The following is an 18,288-nucleotide window of genomic DNA, read 5'->3' as shown; positions in this document are numbered from 1 at the left end:
CGAAAAATGCCCATTCCATTATTTAACTCCATTGCTTCCTGGTTGCTTAAAAAGCGGTATCACCAGATAGAACTTTTTCTGAAGTATCCGGCAGAAGTACAGGAAGAGGTTTTGCATCAATTACTCGAGATTGCTGAAGATACAGAAATAGGCAAGAAATACGATTTTAGCTCCATCAGCCAGTATAAGGATTTTCAGGAGCGGGTTCCGATCGTTTCTTACGAAGAGGTTGAACCGCTTATAGAAAGGACAAGGAAAGGGGAGCAAAATATATTTTGGCCCACCACTATAAAATGGTTTGCCAAAAGTAGTGGTACTACCAATGCAAAAAGCAAATTTATTCCGGTGAGTGTCGAAGCACTGGAAGATTGCCATTATAAGTCGGGCAAAGATCTTCTCTGCCTCTATCTCAACAATAATGAAAATTCACAGCTCTTTACAGGAAAGAGCCTGCGCCTGGGGGGAAGTAAGGAATTATACGAGGACAATGGCTCTTTTTTTGGGGATCTCTCCGCTATCCTTATTGATAACATGCCTTTCTGGGCAGAATTGAGTAGTACGCCCAGCAACAGGGTATCTTTGATGAGTGAGTGGGAGACAAAAATGCATGCCATTATTCAGGAAAGCATACAAGAGAATGTTACTAGTCTGGCAGGGGTGCCCTCCTGGATGTTGGTACTATTAAATAGCGCCCTGGAAGAAACCGGGAAGGATCACCTCTTTGAGATCTGGGAAAATCTGGAGGTCTATTTTCACGGAGGGGTGAATTTCAATCCTTACAAGGATCAGTACGCGAAATTGCTTCCAAGAAAAAATTTCAAGTATTATGAGATCTACAATGCCTCGGAGGGCTTTTTTGCGATTCAGGACAGAAATAATGCAGACGATCTCCTACTTATGTTGGACTATGGCATTTTTTACGAGTTTATTCCCATGGATTTTTATGGATCGGAAGAGCAACAGGCCATTGCACTATGGGATGTGGAGGTAGGAAAGAATTATGCGATCGTCATAACTACCAACGCCGGCCTATGGCGATATAAAATTGGGGATACAGTTCGTTTTACCTCTACAGATCCTTACAGGATAAAGATCACTGGCCGCACAAAACATCATATTAACGTATTTGGGGAAGAACTCATAATTGAGAATACAGAAGAGGCCCTTAAACAGACATGCACAAAGACGGGAGCTCAGATCAAGGATTATACCGTAGCCCCCGTATTTATGTCCGGGAAGGAAAAGGGAGCGCATGAATGGATGATAGAATTCAGGAGAGCCCCTGAAAGACTTGGAGTTTTTACCGAATCCCTGGACAGTGCCCTTAAGTCGTTGAATTCTGATTATGAGGCCAAGCGTTATAACAACATGACCCTCAATATGCCCAAAATCAATGTGGCGCGAGAGAATCTGTTCTATGATTGGCTAAAATCTAAGGACAAGCTGGGCGGACAGCACAAGATCCCGAGGTTATCTAATGACAGAGCATATTTGGATGAATTACTTCAGATGAACGAAGAATCCTTGGCACCTTAATAAGAAGTGAATACAGAAAATGGTCGATGAAATGCAACCAATCGACAAAAAAATGGTAGTCTTTCCATAAGAATGTTCAAATTGTACCTCCTTACTTAACCGAAATGAACATCTTATGGCTGAAAAACTAATTATCTTATCAGATATGTGGGGTTCAAAGAAAGGTCTTTGGATTACCTCTTACCTGGGCTACTTACAACAATACTTTGATATTCAATATCACGATACTCAGCAATTGGCTGGCGTAGACCTTATAGTAAGCACTTCTGAGAATCTATATGAGGCGTTTAATAATGGCGGGATGGAAACGGCGATAGCGCAATTGCTTCACAAAGAAAAAGAACCTTGTCACTATTTAACCTTTTGCGCAGGAGGGACGGTGGCCTGGAATGCGGCCTTACAAGGCTTACCTATGAAATCGCTGTACGCAATTTCTCCTATAGACCTTCCTTTAGACGCTCCAAAACCAGATTGTCCTGTTCGCTTATTGTTTGGTGAGAAAGATAAGGTAGTGCCATCCGGGGAATGGGCCATTTCTAAGGGAGTCTCCTTGGAAGTATTACCTCAATACGGACACGAATTGTATTCTGATGAGATGATTGTTCAGAAGGTTTGTTTACGCCTTTTAGAATCAGCTATTCACAAAAAATTTCAACTTTAAGAGACTGCCTTTAACTTCTTGATGGTCTCGTAAGATAGTTTCTCTTCTGCGTAGGGTTTGGTTACTTTGAAATCCTTTTCATCACTGCTGGGAAGCTCAAACATGGCATCCGTAAATATAGCCTCACACAGGGAGCGTAAGCCTCTGGCTCCTAGTTTGTATTCGATGGCCTTTTCAACAATATAGTCTAGTGCCTGCTCCGTGATCTCGAAACTGATACCATCCATGAGGAATAATTTCTCATACTGTTTGATGATGGCATTCTTGGGTTCGGTAAGAATGGCCCGCAGGGTTTTCTTGTCTAGAGGATTCATATGTGTAAGTACGGGTAATCTCCCAATGATCTCCGGTATTAAACCAAATTCCTTAAGATCTCTTGGGATGATATACTGCAAAACATTATCCTCATCAATATGTTCTTCTTTGCGGGCGGCACTATAGCCAATGGCCTGCATATTGAGTCTTTTGGTAATGATCCGTTCTATCCCGTCAAAGGCACCCCCAGCTACAAAAAGGATGTTCTCTGTATTTACCTCGATAAATTTTTGATCAGGATGTTTCCGTCCTCCTTTTGGCGGCACATTCACTACTGTGCCTTCCAAAAGCTTCAATAATCCTTGTTGCACGCCTTCACCCGAAACATCTCGGGTTATAGAGGGATTATCGCTCTTACGTGCTATCTTGTCGATCTCATCTATGAATACGATTCCTCGTTCTGCTTTTTCCAGGCTATAATCTGCCGCTTGCAGAAGCCTTGTCAGTATGCTTTCTACATCCTCACCTACATATCCGGCCTCGGTTAAAACGGTGGCATCTACAATGGCTAGTGGAACATTGAGCATTTTGGCGATGGTACGGGCCATAAGTGTCTTACCCGTTCCCGTTTGCCCCACCATAATGATATTACTCTTTTGGATCTCTATCTCATCTTCCTTTGAACTGGGCTGCAAAAGTCGTTTGTAATGATTATAAACCGCAACAGACAGCACTTTTTTAGTTCTACTCTGTCCTATAATAAAACTATCCAGGAATTCTTTGATCTCCTTTGGTTTCTTCAGCGTTAATTCTGAGGATAGATCGTCTGTCTTGGATTGTTTGGACTCCTCCGAAACAATACCATGGGCCTGTTCAATACAGCGATCACAGATATGCGCATCTAAGCCCGCTATAAGCAGATTAGTTTCAGGTTTTTTCCTGCCACAAAAAGAACATTCTAAGTTTTCTTTGGCCATATTTTTTAATGCTATCGGCTATTATAACGAATTTATTCTGATTTTGGTTTATTACGGGGGTAAGTGGTTGCTTTATTAGCTGTAACTCTTCACCGCTTATTCCTTGTCACGTACCAAAATCTCGTCGATCATGCCGTATTTTTTTGCCTCTTCTGCCCTCATCCAATAATCCCTGTCACTGTCTGCATATACCTTGTCAAAAGACTGGCCGGAATGCGCAGAAATGATATGATAAAGTTCATCCTTGATTTTAATAACCTCATTGGCGGCAATTTCAATATCACTTGCCTGTCCTTGTGCTCCGGACATAGGCTGATGAATCATTACTCTGGAGTGCTTAAGCCCGCTACGCTTTCCTTTTTCACCGGCACATAACAATACAGCAGCCATAGAGGCGGCCATCCCTGTGCAGATCGTAGCAACATCAGGCTTTATAAATTGCATGGTATCGTAGATGCCCAAACCTGCATAGACACTTCCTCCCGGAGAATTAATATAGATCTGAATATCCTTGGAAGAATCAGCACTGGCCAAAAACAAGAGTTGCGCCTGAACGATGTTGGCAACCTGTTCATTGATCCCTGTTCCCAAAAAGATGATCCTGTCCATCATAAGACGGGAGAAAACATCCATTGCGATGGCGTTTAATTGTCGCTCTTCAATAATATTAGGGGTCATACTCACAGGATACATACTGTGTAAAACGTCATCATAGTACATACTGCTGATGCCTTGATCCTTTATAGCAAAGTTTTTGAATTCTTTTCCGTAATCCATTATAGTGATATAATTATTTTATAAAAAAAAGGAGCCGAATTTATAGTATTCGGCTCTGTAAATATACTTATTTTTAATGAAAATTGATCGCAGTTTAGCTGCTCGATCTTATTTTATAAAAGTCTTAACATTAGTATTTTCTATAGCCTAAGGGATCTATTTAACTACGTCTGACTAATTAGCCGTAAACCTCTTTTACAAAATTCTCATAGGTGACCTCTTTTACCTTCAGGTTTGCCTTTTCTTTGTACAGGGTAAGTAATTTTTGACTCATCAATTGTTCTGAAAGTCGTTTTACCTCCTCCTGGTTACTCATCACTCTGCCGGCAATCGCATCAAGCTCTTCCTCAGCAGGATTCATTTGTCCGTATTGGGCCATTTGAGATTTAATAAATCCCTTGGCAAATTCCTTGAGCTCATCAAAGCTAATCTCTACCTGATGATCTTTTATGATCTTTCCTTCAATTAACTGATAGCGAAGTCCTTTTTCAGATTTTTCATATTCATCATGAGCTTCCTCCTCAGAAAGGGGTTTCTCCCCTGTCATCTGTATCCATTTCTTCAAGAACCCTGAGGGCAAATCAAATTTGGTTGTTTCAATCAAACGTTCTGTGACGTCGTTCAGAAGTTTCTGATCGGCTTGTTGTTCAAATTGCTTCTCGGCATCTTCTTTGAGCCTGTCTCTAAGAGCTTTCACAGAAGTAATGGTGTCCTTTCCAAAAAGCTTGTCGAACAATTCCTGGTTCAATTCTGCAGGCTGCCGTTCATTGATCTCTTCAATGGTAAAGTTTACCTCAATGGCCAACTTATCTGCCTTATCCCTATTGATCCCTAAAGCTCCGGAAAGAAAATAGTCTTCTTTAAACAGACCTTTGGTCTTTAAGGTAACAACATCGCCAGGTTTTTTTCCTACCAGGGCATCAAGGGCCTTTTTATTCTTGATCTTGTCGAGTTCAACAGTAGATTTGTGTTCTATCTCCTCTGCTTCATTCACAAAGGTTCCGGTAAGCTCGTCTTTTTTACCTACTACCTTTTTAGAGATGAGTTTGCCGTACTGTTTTTGGATGCGCTCTAATTGCTCATCTATCATTTTCTTATCGGCAACTATTTTGTATTGAACCACCGGTTTCTTGGTCTTTAGGGATGCATCAAATTCTGGTGCCAGGCCTAATTCAAATTCAAAAGCAAGCTCGTCTCTGTCCCAATCAAAACTGTCTTGTTGTTTTGGCAACGGATTCCCAAGAACATCGAGTTTCTCTTCGTTCAGGTATTTGTTGAGATTGTCCTGCAACAATTTATTGACCTCATCTACCAATACGGCCTTCCCGTACTGTTTTTTTATAAGACCCATGGGGACCTGACCTTTTCTAAAACCAGGTATGTTTGCTTGTTTGCGGTAATCCTTCAGGATCTTTTCTACCTTGTCCTGGTAGTCTTCTTTTGTGATAGCTACCTTAACAACGGCGTTCAGGTTGTCTATTTGCTCCTTGGTAATATTCATCTAATTCTTCTATTTACATTCCCGAAATGGGACGCAAAAATAGTACATTTTACAGAGCAGAACAAGTTTTTAGGATGTTGTCTAAGTGGTGATTTATGAAGTCTCCTTCGGTTCCTTTAAAATCGAAAAAAATATGGATTGTAGAAATGAAAGTAACAGGCTAAATAACAAGGCCCACCAGATGTTCTCTACGCCAAAACCAGCTACGAGCTGATCTGCCAGTAGGATGATCACGGCATTGATGATCAGTAAGAAAAGCCCCAGTGTAAGTATGGTCACGGGGAGGGTAAGAATAACCAAAACTGGTTTCACGATAAAATTGAGCAGGCTTAAAACAATCGCCACAATTATGGCCGTTATATACGAATCAACATAAATGCCACTTAGAAGATTTGCCAATAAAACAACGGCTAGGGCACTGAGCAGGATACGAAGGATTAGTTTCATAGGTTGTTTCGTTAGATTATAAATTAAAAAGGCACCCGTAATAGGTGCCTTTAAAATAAGCATTTATTTTTTATTGTAAATACAAACCGGTGAAATCCAGGGGGTTTACCCCGGGAAGATTAGATCCGTATTTTGCATTGATTGCCTCTACCATAAGATTCGCCAAAAGCGCATACCCTCTTGGGGAAGGATGAACCCCGTCCAGAGAGAATCCACCGCCGGTTCCGTAGGTCGCGCGAACAGTGCTACCGTCACTCAAAGGAAATCCCGTCTCCGCAAAAGTGGTTAAAAAGGCATTGGCATCAACCAGTGCCACATCATATACTTGGGCAAGAGCCGCTATGGTTTGATTATAGGAAACCTGTGCAGTGGCTACCGCCATTTGCTCCTCGGGGGTTAACACCCATTGATCTGCAAGAGGCACGGCCACCCCATTGATAGAGGTTGGATCGTTAGGATTAGCAAGTGTTCCGATAATTGTTTGAGATGTAAATACTAACAAATCTTCAGGTGTGGCCTGCCGCATATTGATCAGTGCAGGATTAAAACCCGTAAGGTCTGTAAGGTCTTCATCGATCAGCACCACAGCATTTGAAGCTCCTGCAGAAAAGGAGATGGTCCTTCTTGCTAGTTCATCAGCAGAGATAGCACCTCCTAGTTGTAATTGTGCAAGACCACCATTATAAGCGGCATAAGCGCCATTTAACAAGGCGGCAGTAGCCTCATCCAAGGGTACAGGATTATAAGGAACCGTCGTGAAATAAGGAATAGTAGTTACATCAGGGATATTCATTAACACCCCATCGGCTCCGTTAGCTGTTAGGGTTTGAAGTAAGCCATCTAAAACACTTGCAAATACATTGGGATCTGTAATATCATTGCTCCCATAGGTAGATGGATCCAAGTTTCCGGTTTGATCTACTCCGGCGCCACCGGAAGTAGCAAAACCAAGTATATCATTGTTCCCAATCCACAAAGAGAAAAACGAGGGATTTTGAACGGCGGCATCCCCAATAACGGTGGCCGATCCGGAACTGGCAAAGCGGGCATAATACGGATTAGCCGCGCCTGTAGCCACTCCGGCTACATTGCCATAGCCCGGTGCTACCAAATGATAGCTCTTGGCTCCGGGAACCCCCATGTTATTAAATGGGCCGGTTAGTGTATTGCTTATTTCCGTTGCTCCCTGACCCGAAACCGGAACAGGAGAAGGCGAACCCGTGGCAAAAGATAGAATAAGTCGGTTTCCCAGGATAGTTTGTCCTCCCAAGGTTGCTCCACCCAGATTATCTGCCATAAAAGGAATGCTAAAATCGCCACCCCCGGCAAGGGCAAAATTCCCGGCTAGCATATTCGGAAAAGAATTTGTTTGGCCGTCTATAAAAAGAGCGGCATCGGAATACCCGGCTGTAAGTGAGTTTCCGATGGCCACATAATTTGAGAAATCGGCTGTCCCACTAGTGTAAGTTACCGGCTCTGGATCTGGATTATTAACTACCGTTGTGTCATCGTCGTTACAGGACGCCATAAAGAGTCCGAGAAATGCAAGGAATGCAATAAGCTTTTTCATTTAGTCAATTTTGTGTTGATAGATCTACAAAAGGTTTTATGTAGCCAAAATTAATTAAAATTATGACACACACAATTATAGCCCTAATTAATTAGGAACCCTGCAATTATTGGCTTCTATCTTTATGAATTCAGAAAGGAAAGTGTTTTTTGCAAGAATTCATCGGGATTCTCTGCATGTAACCAATGCCCGGCATTCTCAATTGTTTGCAGGGTGGCTCGTGGGAAATGCTTCTTAATTTCAGCTAGGTCTTGTTCCTGTATATATTCAGATCGGCTACCGCGCAAGAATAAGACGGGACCTTCAAAAACCTCATTGCTGCCTATAGGTTCTCCAATTTCATTCAACTTGTCTGAGAGGACTTTTAGGTTAAACCGAAATGCCAGTTGGTCCTTTTCTTTCCAATACAGGTTTTTTAATAAGAACTGCCGCACTCCCCAATCACTGATGTGGGTAGCTAATGCTGTATCGGCTGCAGTACGTGATGTTAGATCTTCCCGTCTAAGGGCATTGAGGCCGTTGATGATCTCATCGTGGTGAGGGGGATAGTATTTGGGCGCAATATCGGCAACGATCAGTGAATTTACTTTGCCAGGATGGCTACAGGCAAATTGCATCGCTGTCTTACCGCCCATAGAATGGCCTATTACATCGGCCTTGTCTATCCCATTTTGTTCCAAATACGTATATACATCCGCTGCCAACAGCGTATAATTAAACGCATCAGACCAAAAGCTTCTCCCGTGATTACGCTGGTCTATCATATGCACTTCAAAACCGAGTTCTGCATATTGGTTTCCCAGGCTTTTCCAATTATCAGACATTCCCAAAAACCCATGCAGTATTATCAAGGGTCTGCCACTTCCTACTTTATTGGCGTACACTAAATTCATGCTCGTAATCTGTGGATATACATATTTACAACGTTTTCCAGGCCCAGGTAGATAGCTTCACAAATCAATGCATGCCCTATTGAGACCTCTTCAAGGTGTTCAATCCCCTGTTTAAAGTAAGCGATGTTCTCTAAACTAAGATCGTGGCCTGCATTGATCCCCAGCCCTAAGGTATGGGCAAGTATGGCGGCATTTTTATATGGCTCTATGGCCTTTTCGGGAGCTTTGGTATACATCTCTGCATACTGCTCCGTATAAAGTTCAATCCTATCTGCCCCTGTTTCGGCGGCTCCCTCAATCATCTTAGGATCTGGATCCACAAAAATAGAGGTACGTATGCCTTTGGCTTTAAAAGTACCAATCATGTCTTTTAGCAGGTCCTTATGGGCAATGGTGTCCCAGCCTGCACTAGAAGTAATAGCATCTACAGCATCGGGCACCAGAGTTACCTGGGTTGGTTGAACCTCAAGAACCATGGCCGTAAAAGCGTCATTGGGATTTCCTTCAATGTTAAATTCGGTCCTTATTATTTTTTTAAGCGCATAGACATCGGCGTATCTGATATGACGTTCGTCTGGCCTCGGATGTACAGTGATTCCATGAGCTCCAAAATCTTCAATATCGGAGGCTACCTTTAAAAGGTTTGGAACATTACCTCCCCTGGCATTCCTGAGGGTGGCTATTTTGTTGATATTTACACTAAGTTTCGTCATTAGGACAGTATCATCGTTGATCAGCCGCAAAAATACAAATTAGGCATGCCTTTTGATATTTTAAATTACTAATTTGCATTAATTTAAAACGCTATGCTGATAGAATCTCATATAATTCATACCATTCCGGTCTTCGATATCAAGGATAATCTGGAAGAACCTATTCACTTTTTCACGAATAGCATCTACTCCCATGTGGCTATAACTGAAGATCAGAAACTCCTGGGATTACTTTCTGAAAATGATCTGGAATCTTTTGAGGGTGATAAGAGCATAGATATTTTTAGGAGCACGCTGGAATCATTCTTTGCGCATAAAACCACTTCCTGGCTCGATGTGCTGGAAATCTTTTCCCGTAATGAGGCCAATCTGGTTCCTGTTCTGGATGAGGAAGCGCACGTACTCGGCTACTACGATCTGAATGATATAGTAGGTGTTTTTATAGACACTCCTTTTTTTAAAGAACCAGGGGCTATCATAGTAGTGGCTAAAGGGATCAAGGACTATTCCTTTAGTGAGATCGCCCAGATTGTAGAAAGTAACAACACAAAATTGATAGGCGCGTTTATAACGGATGCCAGAAGCGAAGTGATACAGATCACCTTAAAGATCGGGGTCAATAATTTTAATGAAGTGGTGAACACTTTTCGCCGCTATAACTACACCATCCTTTTTGGAAATAAGGACGATCAATTCCTTGAGGATCTCAAAGAACGTTCGGATTATTTAGACAAATTTCTTAACGTATGAAGATCGCCATTTATGGACAGTCTTACCAGGACAATGCACTCAAGTATGTCTTTGAGCTACTGGAAGAACTTGCCAAAATGGAGGCTACCGTTGTTATTGAAGAAGAATTTCACGACCTTATTACTACACAAAAACCAGCCTCTACCTATGATACCTTCAATCATAGTTCCGGATTGGATGCCGACTTTGATCTTTTTGTGAGCTTTGGTGGAGATGGTACAATTTTACGTGCGGTAACCTTTGTGGGTGCTTTGGGAATCCCGATAGTTGGTGTCAATACAGGTCGTTTGGGCTTCCTTTCTACCTATAAGAAGGAAGAGGTTAGGTCTATGATGCATGCATTTGTTTCGGGTGACTATACGGTGGTTGAACGCAGCCTGGTATCTATCGTGGCAAGCCCTCAGATCGAAGAGTTTAATGGCCTTAATTTTGCCTTGAATGAGGTTACCGTTAGCCGTAAGGATACCACCTCTATGATTACAGTAGAAACACATCTGAATGACGAATATCTCACCTCCTATTGGGCAGACGGACTCATCATATCAACCCCAACAGGCTCTACCGGTTATTCTTTGAGTTGTGGAGGTCCGGTGATAACTCCAACAGCTCAATCCCTGGTCATAACGCCTATAGCCCCGCACAATCTCAATGCCAGACCGCTGGTGATTTCTGATGATACAGTGATTCGCATCAAGGTTTCGGGACGCGAAGACCAGCATATGGTTTCCCTGGACTCTCGCCTCGCCAGTATTGCTAATGGAAAGGAACTCGTGATTCAAAAGGCGGACTTTACGATCAAAATGATTGAGTACGCTTCCGAAAGTTTTCTAAAGACCATCCGTAACAAATTATTATGGGGACAAGACAAACGCAATTGATCCCTAAAACAATAAATGCTTCAAAAGCCTGTTAATCAAGAAAACGAAAGATCTTGAGTTTACGTACCCTAAAAGTCATAAAGGAGTATATTTGCACACTTTTTAAGTCCATGAAAAAGCTTGTATTAATACTCTTAACCCTTGTTGCCACAGAGATGGCGGCCCAAACCTATGAGGTAGGTCTGATGGCCGGGGGTCTTAATAATATAGGGGATGTTGGCCGCATGAACTTTATATCTCCAACAGGACCTGCTTTTGGCGGGGTATTTAAGTGGAACAAAAGCAAACGCTATGCGTGGCGGGCTAGTGTTCTCTATGGCAATTTCACCGCAGACGATACAAAATCTGATATGGCTTCCAGACAACAAAGAGGCTATTCCCTGGATCATACCATCTTTGAAACCTCCGCAGGACTGGAGTTTAACTTTGTGGAATACAATTTACATTCTCTTTCACAGGCCTTTACACCTTATCTATATACAGGAATTACGTATTTTCGTTATGATTTTAATTATTTTGACGCCGGCGCATTGCAAGAAACCGGGCAGAAGGATGGCGCTTTTGCCATCCCGATGACCGTTGGAGCCAAACTTAGGATCAATCAGTTTCTGATCCTGGGTGCCGAAATTGGTGCACGGTACACATTTACGGACAACCTGGATGCTAGTAATCCGGAGGGTTCAAATTTTGAACAATTTCGTTTTGGTAATATTTTAAGTGACGATTGGTACGTATTTTCAGGCATAACCCTTACCTACACCTTTGGAAGGATAGTCTGCTCCGATTGTTTTGAGTAATTTATAGAATGGACACTATAGAATCATTAAAAGCGGGTCCTTTACCCCGGCATCTGGCTATCATTATGGATGGCAACGGTCGCTGGGCCAAACAGCGAGGAAAACTCCGGATATTTGGACATGAAAATGGGGTTAAGGCTGTGCGGGAAACGGTAGAGAACAGTGCCAAGTTGGGCATAGAATTTCTAACGCTGTACGCTTTTTCTACTGAGAATTGGAAACGTCCCAAGTTAGAAGTAGATACCTTGATGAATCTATTGGTATCTTCATTGAAGAAAGAACTCAAAACCCTTCACAAGAATAATATCAGGCTTAATGCCATTGGGAATATAGATTCCCTGCCTTCAAAAGCATACGCTGAATTACAGGAAGTGATCGAAAAGACTTCGAAAAACAGTGGTATGGTCCTTACCCTGGCCTTGAGTTACGGTGCGCGCGAAGAACTAAAACACGCCATTCAGGAAATTAGTCTCAAAGTTAAAAATAATATAATTTCGCCCGAGAATATTGATGATACCATTATAAATAGCCATCTTTACACGCATAATTTGCCAGACGTAGACTTGCTTGTTCGAACCAGTGGGGAACATCGAATAAGCAATTTTTTACTTTGGCAAATAGCCTATGCTGAACTGTATTTTATGGATGTCTTTTGGCCCGATTTTAGGGAGGAACATCTGGCAGAAGCGATAAAGAATTACCAGAACAGAGAACGACGATTTGGAAAAACAAGCGAACAACTTAACTAGTGGTATGAATCGATTCATATTGCTGAACCTCCTTGCAACCCTCCTTTTATTTATAAGTACCAGTACTGCCTTTTCACAGGAGATTCCCTATGATAATGGGAAGAAGTATGTTTTAAAAGGATTACAGGTAACTGGTTTGCAGAGTTATAATGAACAAACCGTAAAAACCTATACCGGCTTGCGGGAGGAGCAAATTATTACCGTGCCAGGAGATCAGATCAGTAATGTTCTTAAGAAATTATGGGGACTGGAATTATTTAGTGATATCTCCTTCTACGTCACTAACATTGAGGGGGATGATATTTACCTGGAGCTTAACATCAAGGAGAGGCCAACTTTATCCAAGGTCACTATATATGGGGTTAAAAAACGGAAGGTCGATGAGATTATCAAAGATACCGATCTAAAAAAAGGAAAGAAGATTACCGAAAGTCTTATAGCCAATACGAAAAATTATCTGCAGAATAAGTACAAAAAACAAGGATACCTCAACGCCAAGGCTATCATAGCAACGTCAAGGGACACTTCAGAGACCAATGCAGAGACAATGGTCATCAATGTCAGCAAAGGCAATAAGGTTAAAATAGATAATATAGTCTTTGAGGGTAATGAGGAAATTTCTAGCGGGCAGTTAAGAAAAGCACTGAAAAACACCAAACGCAAAAAGTTGGGCAGGTTCTGGAAGAAGTCAAAATACATCCCGGAGGACTATAAAGAGGATCTCGCCTCATTGATAGACAAATACGCAGAAAATGGTTTTAGAGATGCCCGTGTAATTTCAGATACTATCACCCGGGTGAATGACGAGAATATAAAAATCGCCATAAAGGTTGAGGAAGGAAACAAATACTATTTTGGAGATATAGATTTTGTGGGGAACTCGGTCTACACAGACAGGCAGCTTACTCAGGTATTGGGTATAAAGAAGGGTGCTACCTATAATGGGGTACTTCTTAGAGAGCGAATTGCGGATAACACAAAACCAGATGCAGAGGATCTCACAAACCTGTACCAGAACAACGGATATTTGTTTTCTCAAATAAACCCGGTGGAGGTCTCTGCAGAGAACGATACCATAAATTTTGAGATCCGTATCATTGAAGGGAAAGAGACATTCTTGAACCATGTAACGGTTACGGGGAACGATAAGACCAATGACCATGTGATCTTTAGAGAGATCAGAACACGTCCGGGTCAGAAATACAGTAAAGAGAATATCATCAGGAGTGTTCGCGAGTTGGGTCAGTTGGGCTTCTTTGATGCCGAACAGATTGCCCCAGACATTCAGAATCCTGATCCGAACTCCGGAACAGTAGATTTGGCGTATAGTTTGGTAGAATCGGGTTCCAGTCAGATAGAATTACAAGGTGGTTATGGAGGTGGTGGTTTTATAGGCACCCTGGGACTATCCTTTAGTAATTTCTCTATTCAGAATCTGTTTAACGGGAAAGCGTATAAACCGGTACCAATGGGAGACGGTCAGACCTTCGCCCTCAGGTTACAGGCAAGTAGGACATTCCGGGTGTATAGCCTAAACTTTTCAGAACCCTGGTTGGGAGGTAAAAAACCGGTTCGTTTTAACCTGTCACTCTCAAGAACGCAACAGTTCCTGGCGTCATTCGGAAATAACGGAAGGGTAGAAGTAGATAAAAATCAACAGTTTGCGATTACAGGGATTTCCCTGGGTCTGGCAAAAAGGGTGCAATGGCCAGATGATTTCTTTACGCTCTCACATTCCCTCAGTTATCAGTTGTACGATTTTAAAAATTACCGAACCGGGCTTTTCAATTTTGGGAACGGTCAATCTAGCTCTTTGGCCTATACCTTTGGAATTTCAAGGTCTTCAGCCGGACCGGGGCGTATATTTCCGATCACCGGATCGATTTTTGAAATAACCGCGAAATTTACACCTCCGTATTCCTTATTTAGCGATAAAGACTTTGGCGCCTTAAAAGAAAGAAGTGAAGAACTTACAGAACTGCAGACGGAAAGAAGGAGAGTAGGAGGTACCTTAACTACCGCTGAACTCAGTGAGTTGGAAAGTGTTGATCAGGAACGCTTCCGATGGTTGGAGTATTACAAGATTAAGTTTAAGGGCGACTGGTATGCGCGCCTGGTGGATAAGTTGGTGTTGCGGACCAACATAGAATTTGGGTTCTTAGGCAATTATAACAGCGCTGTCGGAGAAGTACCCTTTGAACGATTTTTCTTAGGAGGAGACGGCTTAGGCAGAAACTTTACATTAGACGGCCGGGAAACGATACAACTAAGGGGTTATGAGAACAACTCACTTACCCCGGTAGATCCTATTACCTTTGCACAAGAAGGAGGACTTGTATACAATAAGTATTCAATTGAACTCAGATACCCTCTAACCTTAAAACCTTCGGCTTCCATTTACGGTCTGACTTTTTTAGAGGCTGGGAACTCTTTTAACAATTTTAATGAGTTTAATCCGTTTCAACTAAAAAGATCGGCCGGAGTGGGCTTGCGTATTTTTATGCCTGCCTTTGGTTTGTTGGGGATAGATTTTGGATACGGATTTGATGAGGATCTAAGACCGCAATCTGCGGGGAATGGTCCCAGTGGATGGCAGACTCACTTTATCATAGGACAGCAATTCTAAGTACTATTGACTCCCAAAACAAAAAAGGTAAACCACTCATACTAAAAGATTTAGTAATTTTGGCACGATATTTTCTATGTACTAAACCGAAGTAGCATGAAAACAAACGTTCTTTTAATAACCATTGCTTTTTTGACCACCTTTGCTACCTTTTCGCAAAGAGGCGTTAGAATAGGATATGTAGACATGGAGTATATCCTTGAAAATGTTGAGGAATACAGGGAGGCGAACGAACAGCTGGAAGTCAAAGTACAGCGATGGAAGTTGGAAATTGAAGAAAAACAGGGAGTTGTAGATCAAATGAAGAAAGACCTGATGGCGGAAAAAGTTTTGCTAACAGACGAATTGATCGCTGAACGCAATGAGGAGATACAGATCCTTGAAAAGGAGATGTTGGAGTACCAACAAGACAGATTTGGTCCCAATGGTGATCTGGTCTTACAGAAAAGACGATTGATACAACCAATCCAGGACCAGGTATTCAATGAGGTACAGGCCATTGGAGCGAATAAAAAGTACGATTTTATTTTTGATAAATCGGCGGATGTCGTAATGTTGTACTCCGAAAAAAGGCACGATATCAGTGAATTAGTGTTGAGAGGCATCGCCAGGACCCGAAGAGTAAGCAAGCCTTCCAAGGCTGCTGAAAAAGCAAGGTTAACGGCGTTTGAAAGTGAAGCGGAAGCAGAAGAAGCAGAAATGACGGACGCTTTAAAGGAGCGTTTGGAACAAGCCCAGGAAGCTGAAGATACGAGGCAGAAAACCGCAGAAGAAAAAAGGGCGGAGCAGATGAAATTAAGGGAAGAACGCAAGCAGGCATACGAAGCCAGAAGAAAAAAATTACTGGAAGAAAGAGAAGCGAAGCGCAAGGAAAAAGAAGACGATAGAAAAAAGCAAACCGAGCAGAAAAAAGATTCGGTAGATCAACAATAGAATTCAATAATAACACTCAAATAGTAAATTTAAAGTCATGAAACACTTGAAGAAAGTAGCAGTAGCCATCGTATTGTTTGTTGCAGCTACAGGGTTTGTAAGCGCTCAAAGTACAGTTGCACACATTAATGTAACAGATCTTTTGTCAGAAATGCCAGAGATGAAAGCAGCGCAAGCAGAGCTTAAAAAATTACAGGAAACTTATAAAGCAGATATTGAAAGCTCTATGACAGAGTTACGTAATAAGTACACTCAATATCAAAGTGAAGCCTCTGCCAAGACCAAAGAGGAAAATGAAAAGAGAGCTGTAGAGCTGCAAGGTTTTGAAAGAAATATTGGAGAAGCTCAGCAAGTTGCCCAACAAGAATTAGCAAAGAAACAAGCAGAGCTATTTCAGCCTATTTCAGAAAAGGCAATGGCAGCCATTGAAAAAGTGGCCGCAGCACAAGGCATACAATATGTAATGGATTCTACCCAGGGAGGTGGAGTTATTGTGGCAAAAGGAAAAGACCTACTGGCAGAAGTAAAAAAAGAACTAGGATTTTAATAACACTGAAACCTAAGAAAAACCGTCCTCTAAAAGGACGGTTTTTTTATTTTTACAAGAACCTAATTTAAAAACCAGCATTGAATAATAAACCCATAGGGATTTTTGATTCGGGAGTTGGCGGTATTTCCATCTGGAAAGAGTTGCAGCTACGGCTACCATCCGAAGATACGGTCTACCTTGCAGACAGTAAGAATGCCCCCTATGGAGAAAAGTCGGCTCAGACCATTGTCCAATTAAGTTGTAAGAATACGGAACTGTTGTTGGACCAGGGCTGTAAACTCATAGTAGTGGCCTGCAATACAGCTACCACGAATGCCATTGATCATCTTCGCGCGCAATATCCGGTTCCTTTTATTGGGATTGAACCAGCTATTAAGCCAGCGGCACTTCAATCTTTATCCAGGACGGTAGGTGTATTGGCAACCAGGGGCACCCTGAGTAGTGCCCTCTTTCACAGCACAGTGAATAATCATGCCAGCAACATCAATATCATTGAACAGGAAGGCACCGGTTTGGTAGAATTAATAGAGGAGGGGAAAGCCTATTCAGAAGCTGCGAGGGCCTTGTTAAGAAGTTATTTACAGCCTATGGTAGCTTCAGGAATTGATCATTTGGTACTGGGGTGTACGCATTACCCTCATCTGATTCCATTGCTTAAAGAAGAGCTACCTCCACATGTAATTGTTATTGATTGTGGGGAGGCAGTAGCAAATCAGACTTACAGAATTTTAGAAAAGAAAGAACTACTAGCAGCACCTAATCGCAAACCGAAACATCACTTTTATACCAATACGGAGCCTGCACTGTTAACTACTTTTTTAAAAGACGTCAAAGGAGAAATAAAGGTATCTTATAAAGACTTCTAGCGCCTTTTGAAAGTAAGGTAGGTAAACGAAACTGCATGTTTCTCATCTTTAGGATGATGTTCTTCATGTACCAACTCCCAATCCTCAGGATCTATGGTGGGAAAAAAAGCATCGGCCTCGTATGATTGGTGTACCCGGGTAATTTCCAATTCATTAGAGTACGGCATGGCTTGAGTATAGATCTCACCACCTCCAATAATAAAGCTCTGCTTCTCACTTTCTACAAGCTGTAAAGCCTTTGATAATGAATGCACTATGGTACATTCCGGATAGGCTGTTGTGTAGGATCTGTCTCGCGTTATAATAATATGATGCCTTTTGGGAAGCGGTCTGGGAAAACTCTCAAAGGTTTTCCTTCCCATAATGATGGTATGGCCGATTGTTATGGCCTTAAATCGTTTAAAATCGTCTGGCAGATGCCATAGCAGGGCGTTGTCCTTTCCCAGGGCATTATTCTCGGCTATGGCTGCGATCATAGTTATGGTCTTCAAATTTCTTTTTTTTTAAGAGGTTGAGGTGCAGGATTCGTTGCCTCCACTTCTTTTTGTATGGCTGCAATGCGTTCTTTTTGTTTTTGAAGTAGCTTTTCGCGCTGTTGCCGTTCCCAGTCGCGCCCCATAAACTCATTTAAAATAAAAACATTCACGATATGTACCAGAAAAAAGAAGAGCCACAAAGCGATTGTCCAATACGCCCAATCATATACCTCACCATATAACAGGACCTTGTTAAGGATAACGAGCACAACACTACCTATCAGTAACCAGACAAAGTGCCTGTACAGGTTTTTTTTCTGTCGGATCCTGTTC

19 protein-coding genes are annotated in these 18,288 nt (G+C 42.0%); 10 read left to right on the top strand and 9 right to left on the bottom strand.

Annotated elements, in window-relative coordinates; translation table 11 throughout:
- Window positions 1–6 precede the first annotated feature (6 nt).
- Together WBM49_RS02675 and WBM49_RS02670 are read left to right on the top strand one after the other, a co-directional pair.
- Window positions 7–1,536: a GH3 auxin-responsive promoter family protein gene (locus WBM49_RS02675; RefSeq protein WP_424370520.1), complete on the top strand. Its 1,530-nt coding sequence runs from the start codon at window positions 7–9 to the stop codon at window positions 1,534–1,536.
- A 115-nt stretch (window positions 1,537–1,651) separates the two neighbouring features.
- Window positions 1,652–2,197, top strand: a complete 546-nt coding sequence (locus WBM49_RS02670) for a hypothetical protein (protein ID WP_424370519.1) — start codon at window positions 1,652–1,654, stop codon at window positions 2,195–2,197.
- Here the strand turns inward: WBM49_RS02670 and clpX are convergent.
- The 7 genes from clpX to WBM49_RS02635 form a co-directional block, all read right to left on the bottom strand.
- Window positions 2,194–3,429: an ATP-dependent Clp protease ATP-binding subunit ClpX gene (clpX, locus tag WBM49_RS02665; RefSeq protein WP_424370518.1), complete on the bottom strand. Its 1,236-nt coding sequence runs from the start codon at window positions 3,427–3,429 to the stop codon at window positions 2,194–2,196. The two genes, WBM49_RS02670 and clpX, sit on opposite strands and share 4 nt — an antisense overlap.
- 96 nt (window positions 3,430–3,525) lie before the next feature.
- Window positions 3,526–4,206: an ATP-dependent Clp endopeptidase proteolytic subunit ClpP gene (gene clpP / locus WBM49_RS02660; RefSeq protein WP_424370517.1), complete on the bottom strand. Its 681-nt coding sequence runs from the start codon at window positions 4,204–4,206 to the stop codon at window positions 3,526–3,528.
- Window positions 4,207–4,384: 178 nt separating this feature from the next.
- Window positions 4,385–5,707 carry a trigger factor gene (tig, locus tag WBM49_RS02655; protein WP_424370516.1) on the bottom strand — a complete coding sequence of 441 codons (1,323 nt, stop codon included), beginning with the start codon at window positions 5,705–5,707 and terminating at the stop codon, window positions 4,385–4,387.
- A 93-nt stretch (window positions 5,708–5,800) separates the two neighbouring features.
- Window positions 5,801–6,154: a phage holin family protein gene (locus tag WBM49_RS02650; protein ID WP_424370515.1), complete on the bottom strand. Its 354-nt coding sequence runs from the start codon at window positions 6,152–6,154 to the stop codon at window positions 5,801–5,803.
- Window positions 6,155–6,224: 70 nt separating this feature from the next.
- Window positions 6,225–7,724 carry a G-D-S-L family lipolytic protein gene (locus WBM49_RS02645; RefSeq protein WP_424370514.1) on the bottom strand — a complete coding sequence of 500 codons (1,500 nt, stop codon included), beginning with the start codon at window positions 7,722–7,724 and terminating at the stop codon, window positions 6,225–6,227.
- Between the two features lie 122 nt (window positions 7,725–7,846).
- Window positions 7,847–8,617, bottom strand: a complete 771-nt coding sequence (locus tag WBM49_RS02640) for an alpha/beta fold hydrolase (protein ID WP_424370513.1) — start codon at window positions 8,615–8,617, stop codon at window positions 7,847–7,849.
- Window positions 8,614–9,330 carry a pyridoxine 5'-phosphate synthase gene (locus WBM49_RS02635; protein ID WP_424370512.1) on the bottom strand — a complete coding sequence of 239 codons (717 nt, stop codon included), beginning with the start codon at window positions 9,328–9,330 and terminating at the stop codon, window positions 8,614–8,616. Before WBM49_RS02635 ends, WBM49_RS02640 begins: the two co-directional genes overlap by 4 nt.
- 93 nt (window positions 9,331–9,423) lie before the next feature.
- On the opposite strand from WBM49_RS02635, the gene WBM49_RS02630 reads away from it, so the two are divergent.
- The 8 genes from WBM49_RS02630 to murI all read left to right on the top strand — a co-directional run bounded on the left by WBM49_RS02630 (window position 9,424) and on the right by murI (window position 17,479).
- Complete coding sequence (locus tag WBM49_RS02630; protein ID WP_424370511.1) at window positions 9,424–10,080, top strand: CBS domain-containing protein; 657 nt, start codon at window positions 9,424–9,426, stop codon at window positions 10,078–10,080.
- Window positions 10,077–10,958, top strand: coding sequence for an NAD kinase (locus tag WBM49_RS02625; RefSeq protein ID WP_424370510.1), 882 nt, complete (start codon window positions 10,077–10,079; stop codon window positions 10,956–10,958). Before WBM49_RS02630 ends, WBM49_RS02625 begins: the two co-directional genes overlap by 4 nt.
- Before the next feature lie 110 nt (window positions 10,959–11,068).
- The gene (locus WBM49_RS02620; protein WP_424370509.1) at window positions 11,069–11,755 is read left to right on the top strand and encodes a DUF6089 family protein; all 687 of its coding nucleotides are present in this window, start codon (window positions 11,069–11,071) and stop codon (window positions 11,753–11,755) included.
- An 8-nt stretch (window positions 11,756–11,763) separates the two neighbouring features.
- The gene (locus WBM49_RS02615; protein ID WP_424370508.1) at window positions 11,764–12,504 is read left to right on the top strand and encodes an isoprenyl transferase; all 741 of its coding nucleotides are present in this window, start codon (window positions 11,764–11,766) and stop codon (window positions 12,502–12,504) included.
- Between the two features lie 4 nt (window positions 12,505–12,508).
- On the top strand, window positions 12,509–15,130 hold the full coding sequence (locus WBM49_RS02610; RefSeq protein WP_424370507.1) for a BamA/OMP85 family outer membrane protein: 2,622 nt from the start codon (window positions 12,509–12,511) through the stop codon (window positions 15,128–15,130).
- A 96-nt stretch (window positions 15,131–15,226) separates the two neighbouring features.
- Entirely contained in the window at window positions 15,227–16,063 is an 837-nt protein-coding gene (locus WBM49_RS02605) for an OmpH family outer membrane protein (protein WP_424370506.1), read from the top strand.
- Window positions 16,064–16,100: 37 nt separating this feature from the next.
- A complete protein-coding gene (locus tag WBM49_RS02600; protein ID WP_424370505.1) occupies window positions 16,101–16,610 on the top strand; it encodes an OmpH family outer membrane protein in 510 nt (169 codons plus the stop codon).
- Window positions 16,611–16,690: 80 nt separating this feature from the next.
- Window positions 16,691–17,479, top strand: coding sequence for a glutamate racemase (gene murI, locus WBM49_RS02595; protein ID WP_424370504.1), 789 nt, complete (start codon window positions 16,691–16,693; stop codon window positions 17,477–17,479).
- On the opposite strand, the gene WBM49_RS02590 is transcribed toward murI, so the two are convergent.
- Window positions 17,476–17,955 carry a dihydrofolate reductase gene (locus WBM49_RS02590; protein ID WP_424370530.1) on the bottom strand — a complete coding sequence of 160 codons (480 nt, stop codon included), beginning with the start codon at window positions 17,953–17,955 and terminating at the stop codon, window positions 17,476–17,478. The genes murI and WBM49_RS02590 overlap by 4 nt on opposite strands.
- Window positions 17,956–17,966: 11 nt before the next feature.
- Window positions 17,967–18,288 (bottom strand): 2TM domain-containing protein (locus tag WBM49_RS02585; protein ID WP_424370503.1); only part of this gene is annotated, 322 nt, incomplete at its 5' end.

The sequence above is a fragment of the Muriicola sp. genome, from assembly GCF_049669965.1.
Taxonomy (GTDB): domain Bacteria; phylum Bacteroidota; class Bacteroidia; order Flavobacteriales; family Flavobacteriaceae; genus Muriicola.
This window is presented reverse-complemented; position numbering and strand designations above follow the sequence as displayed.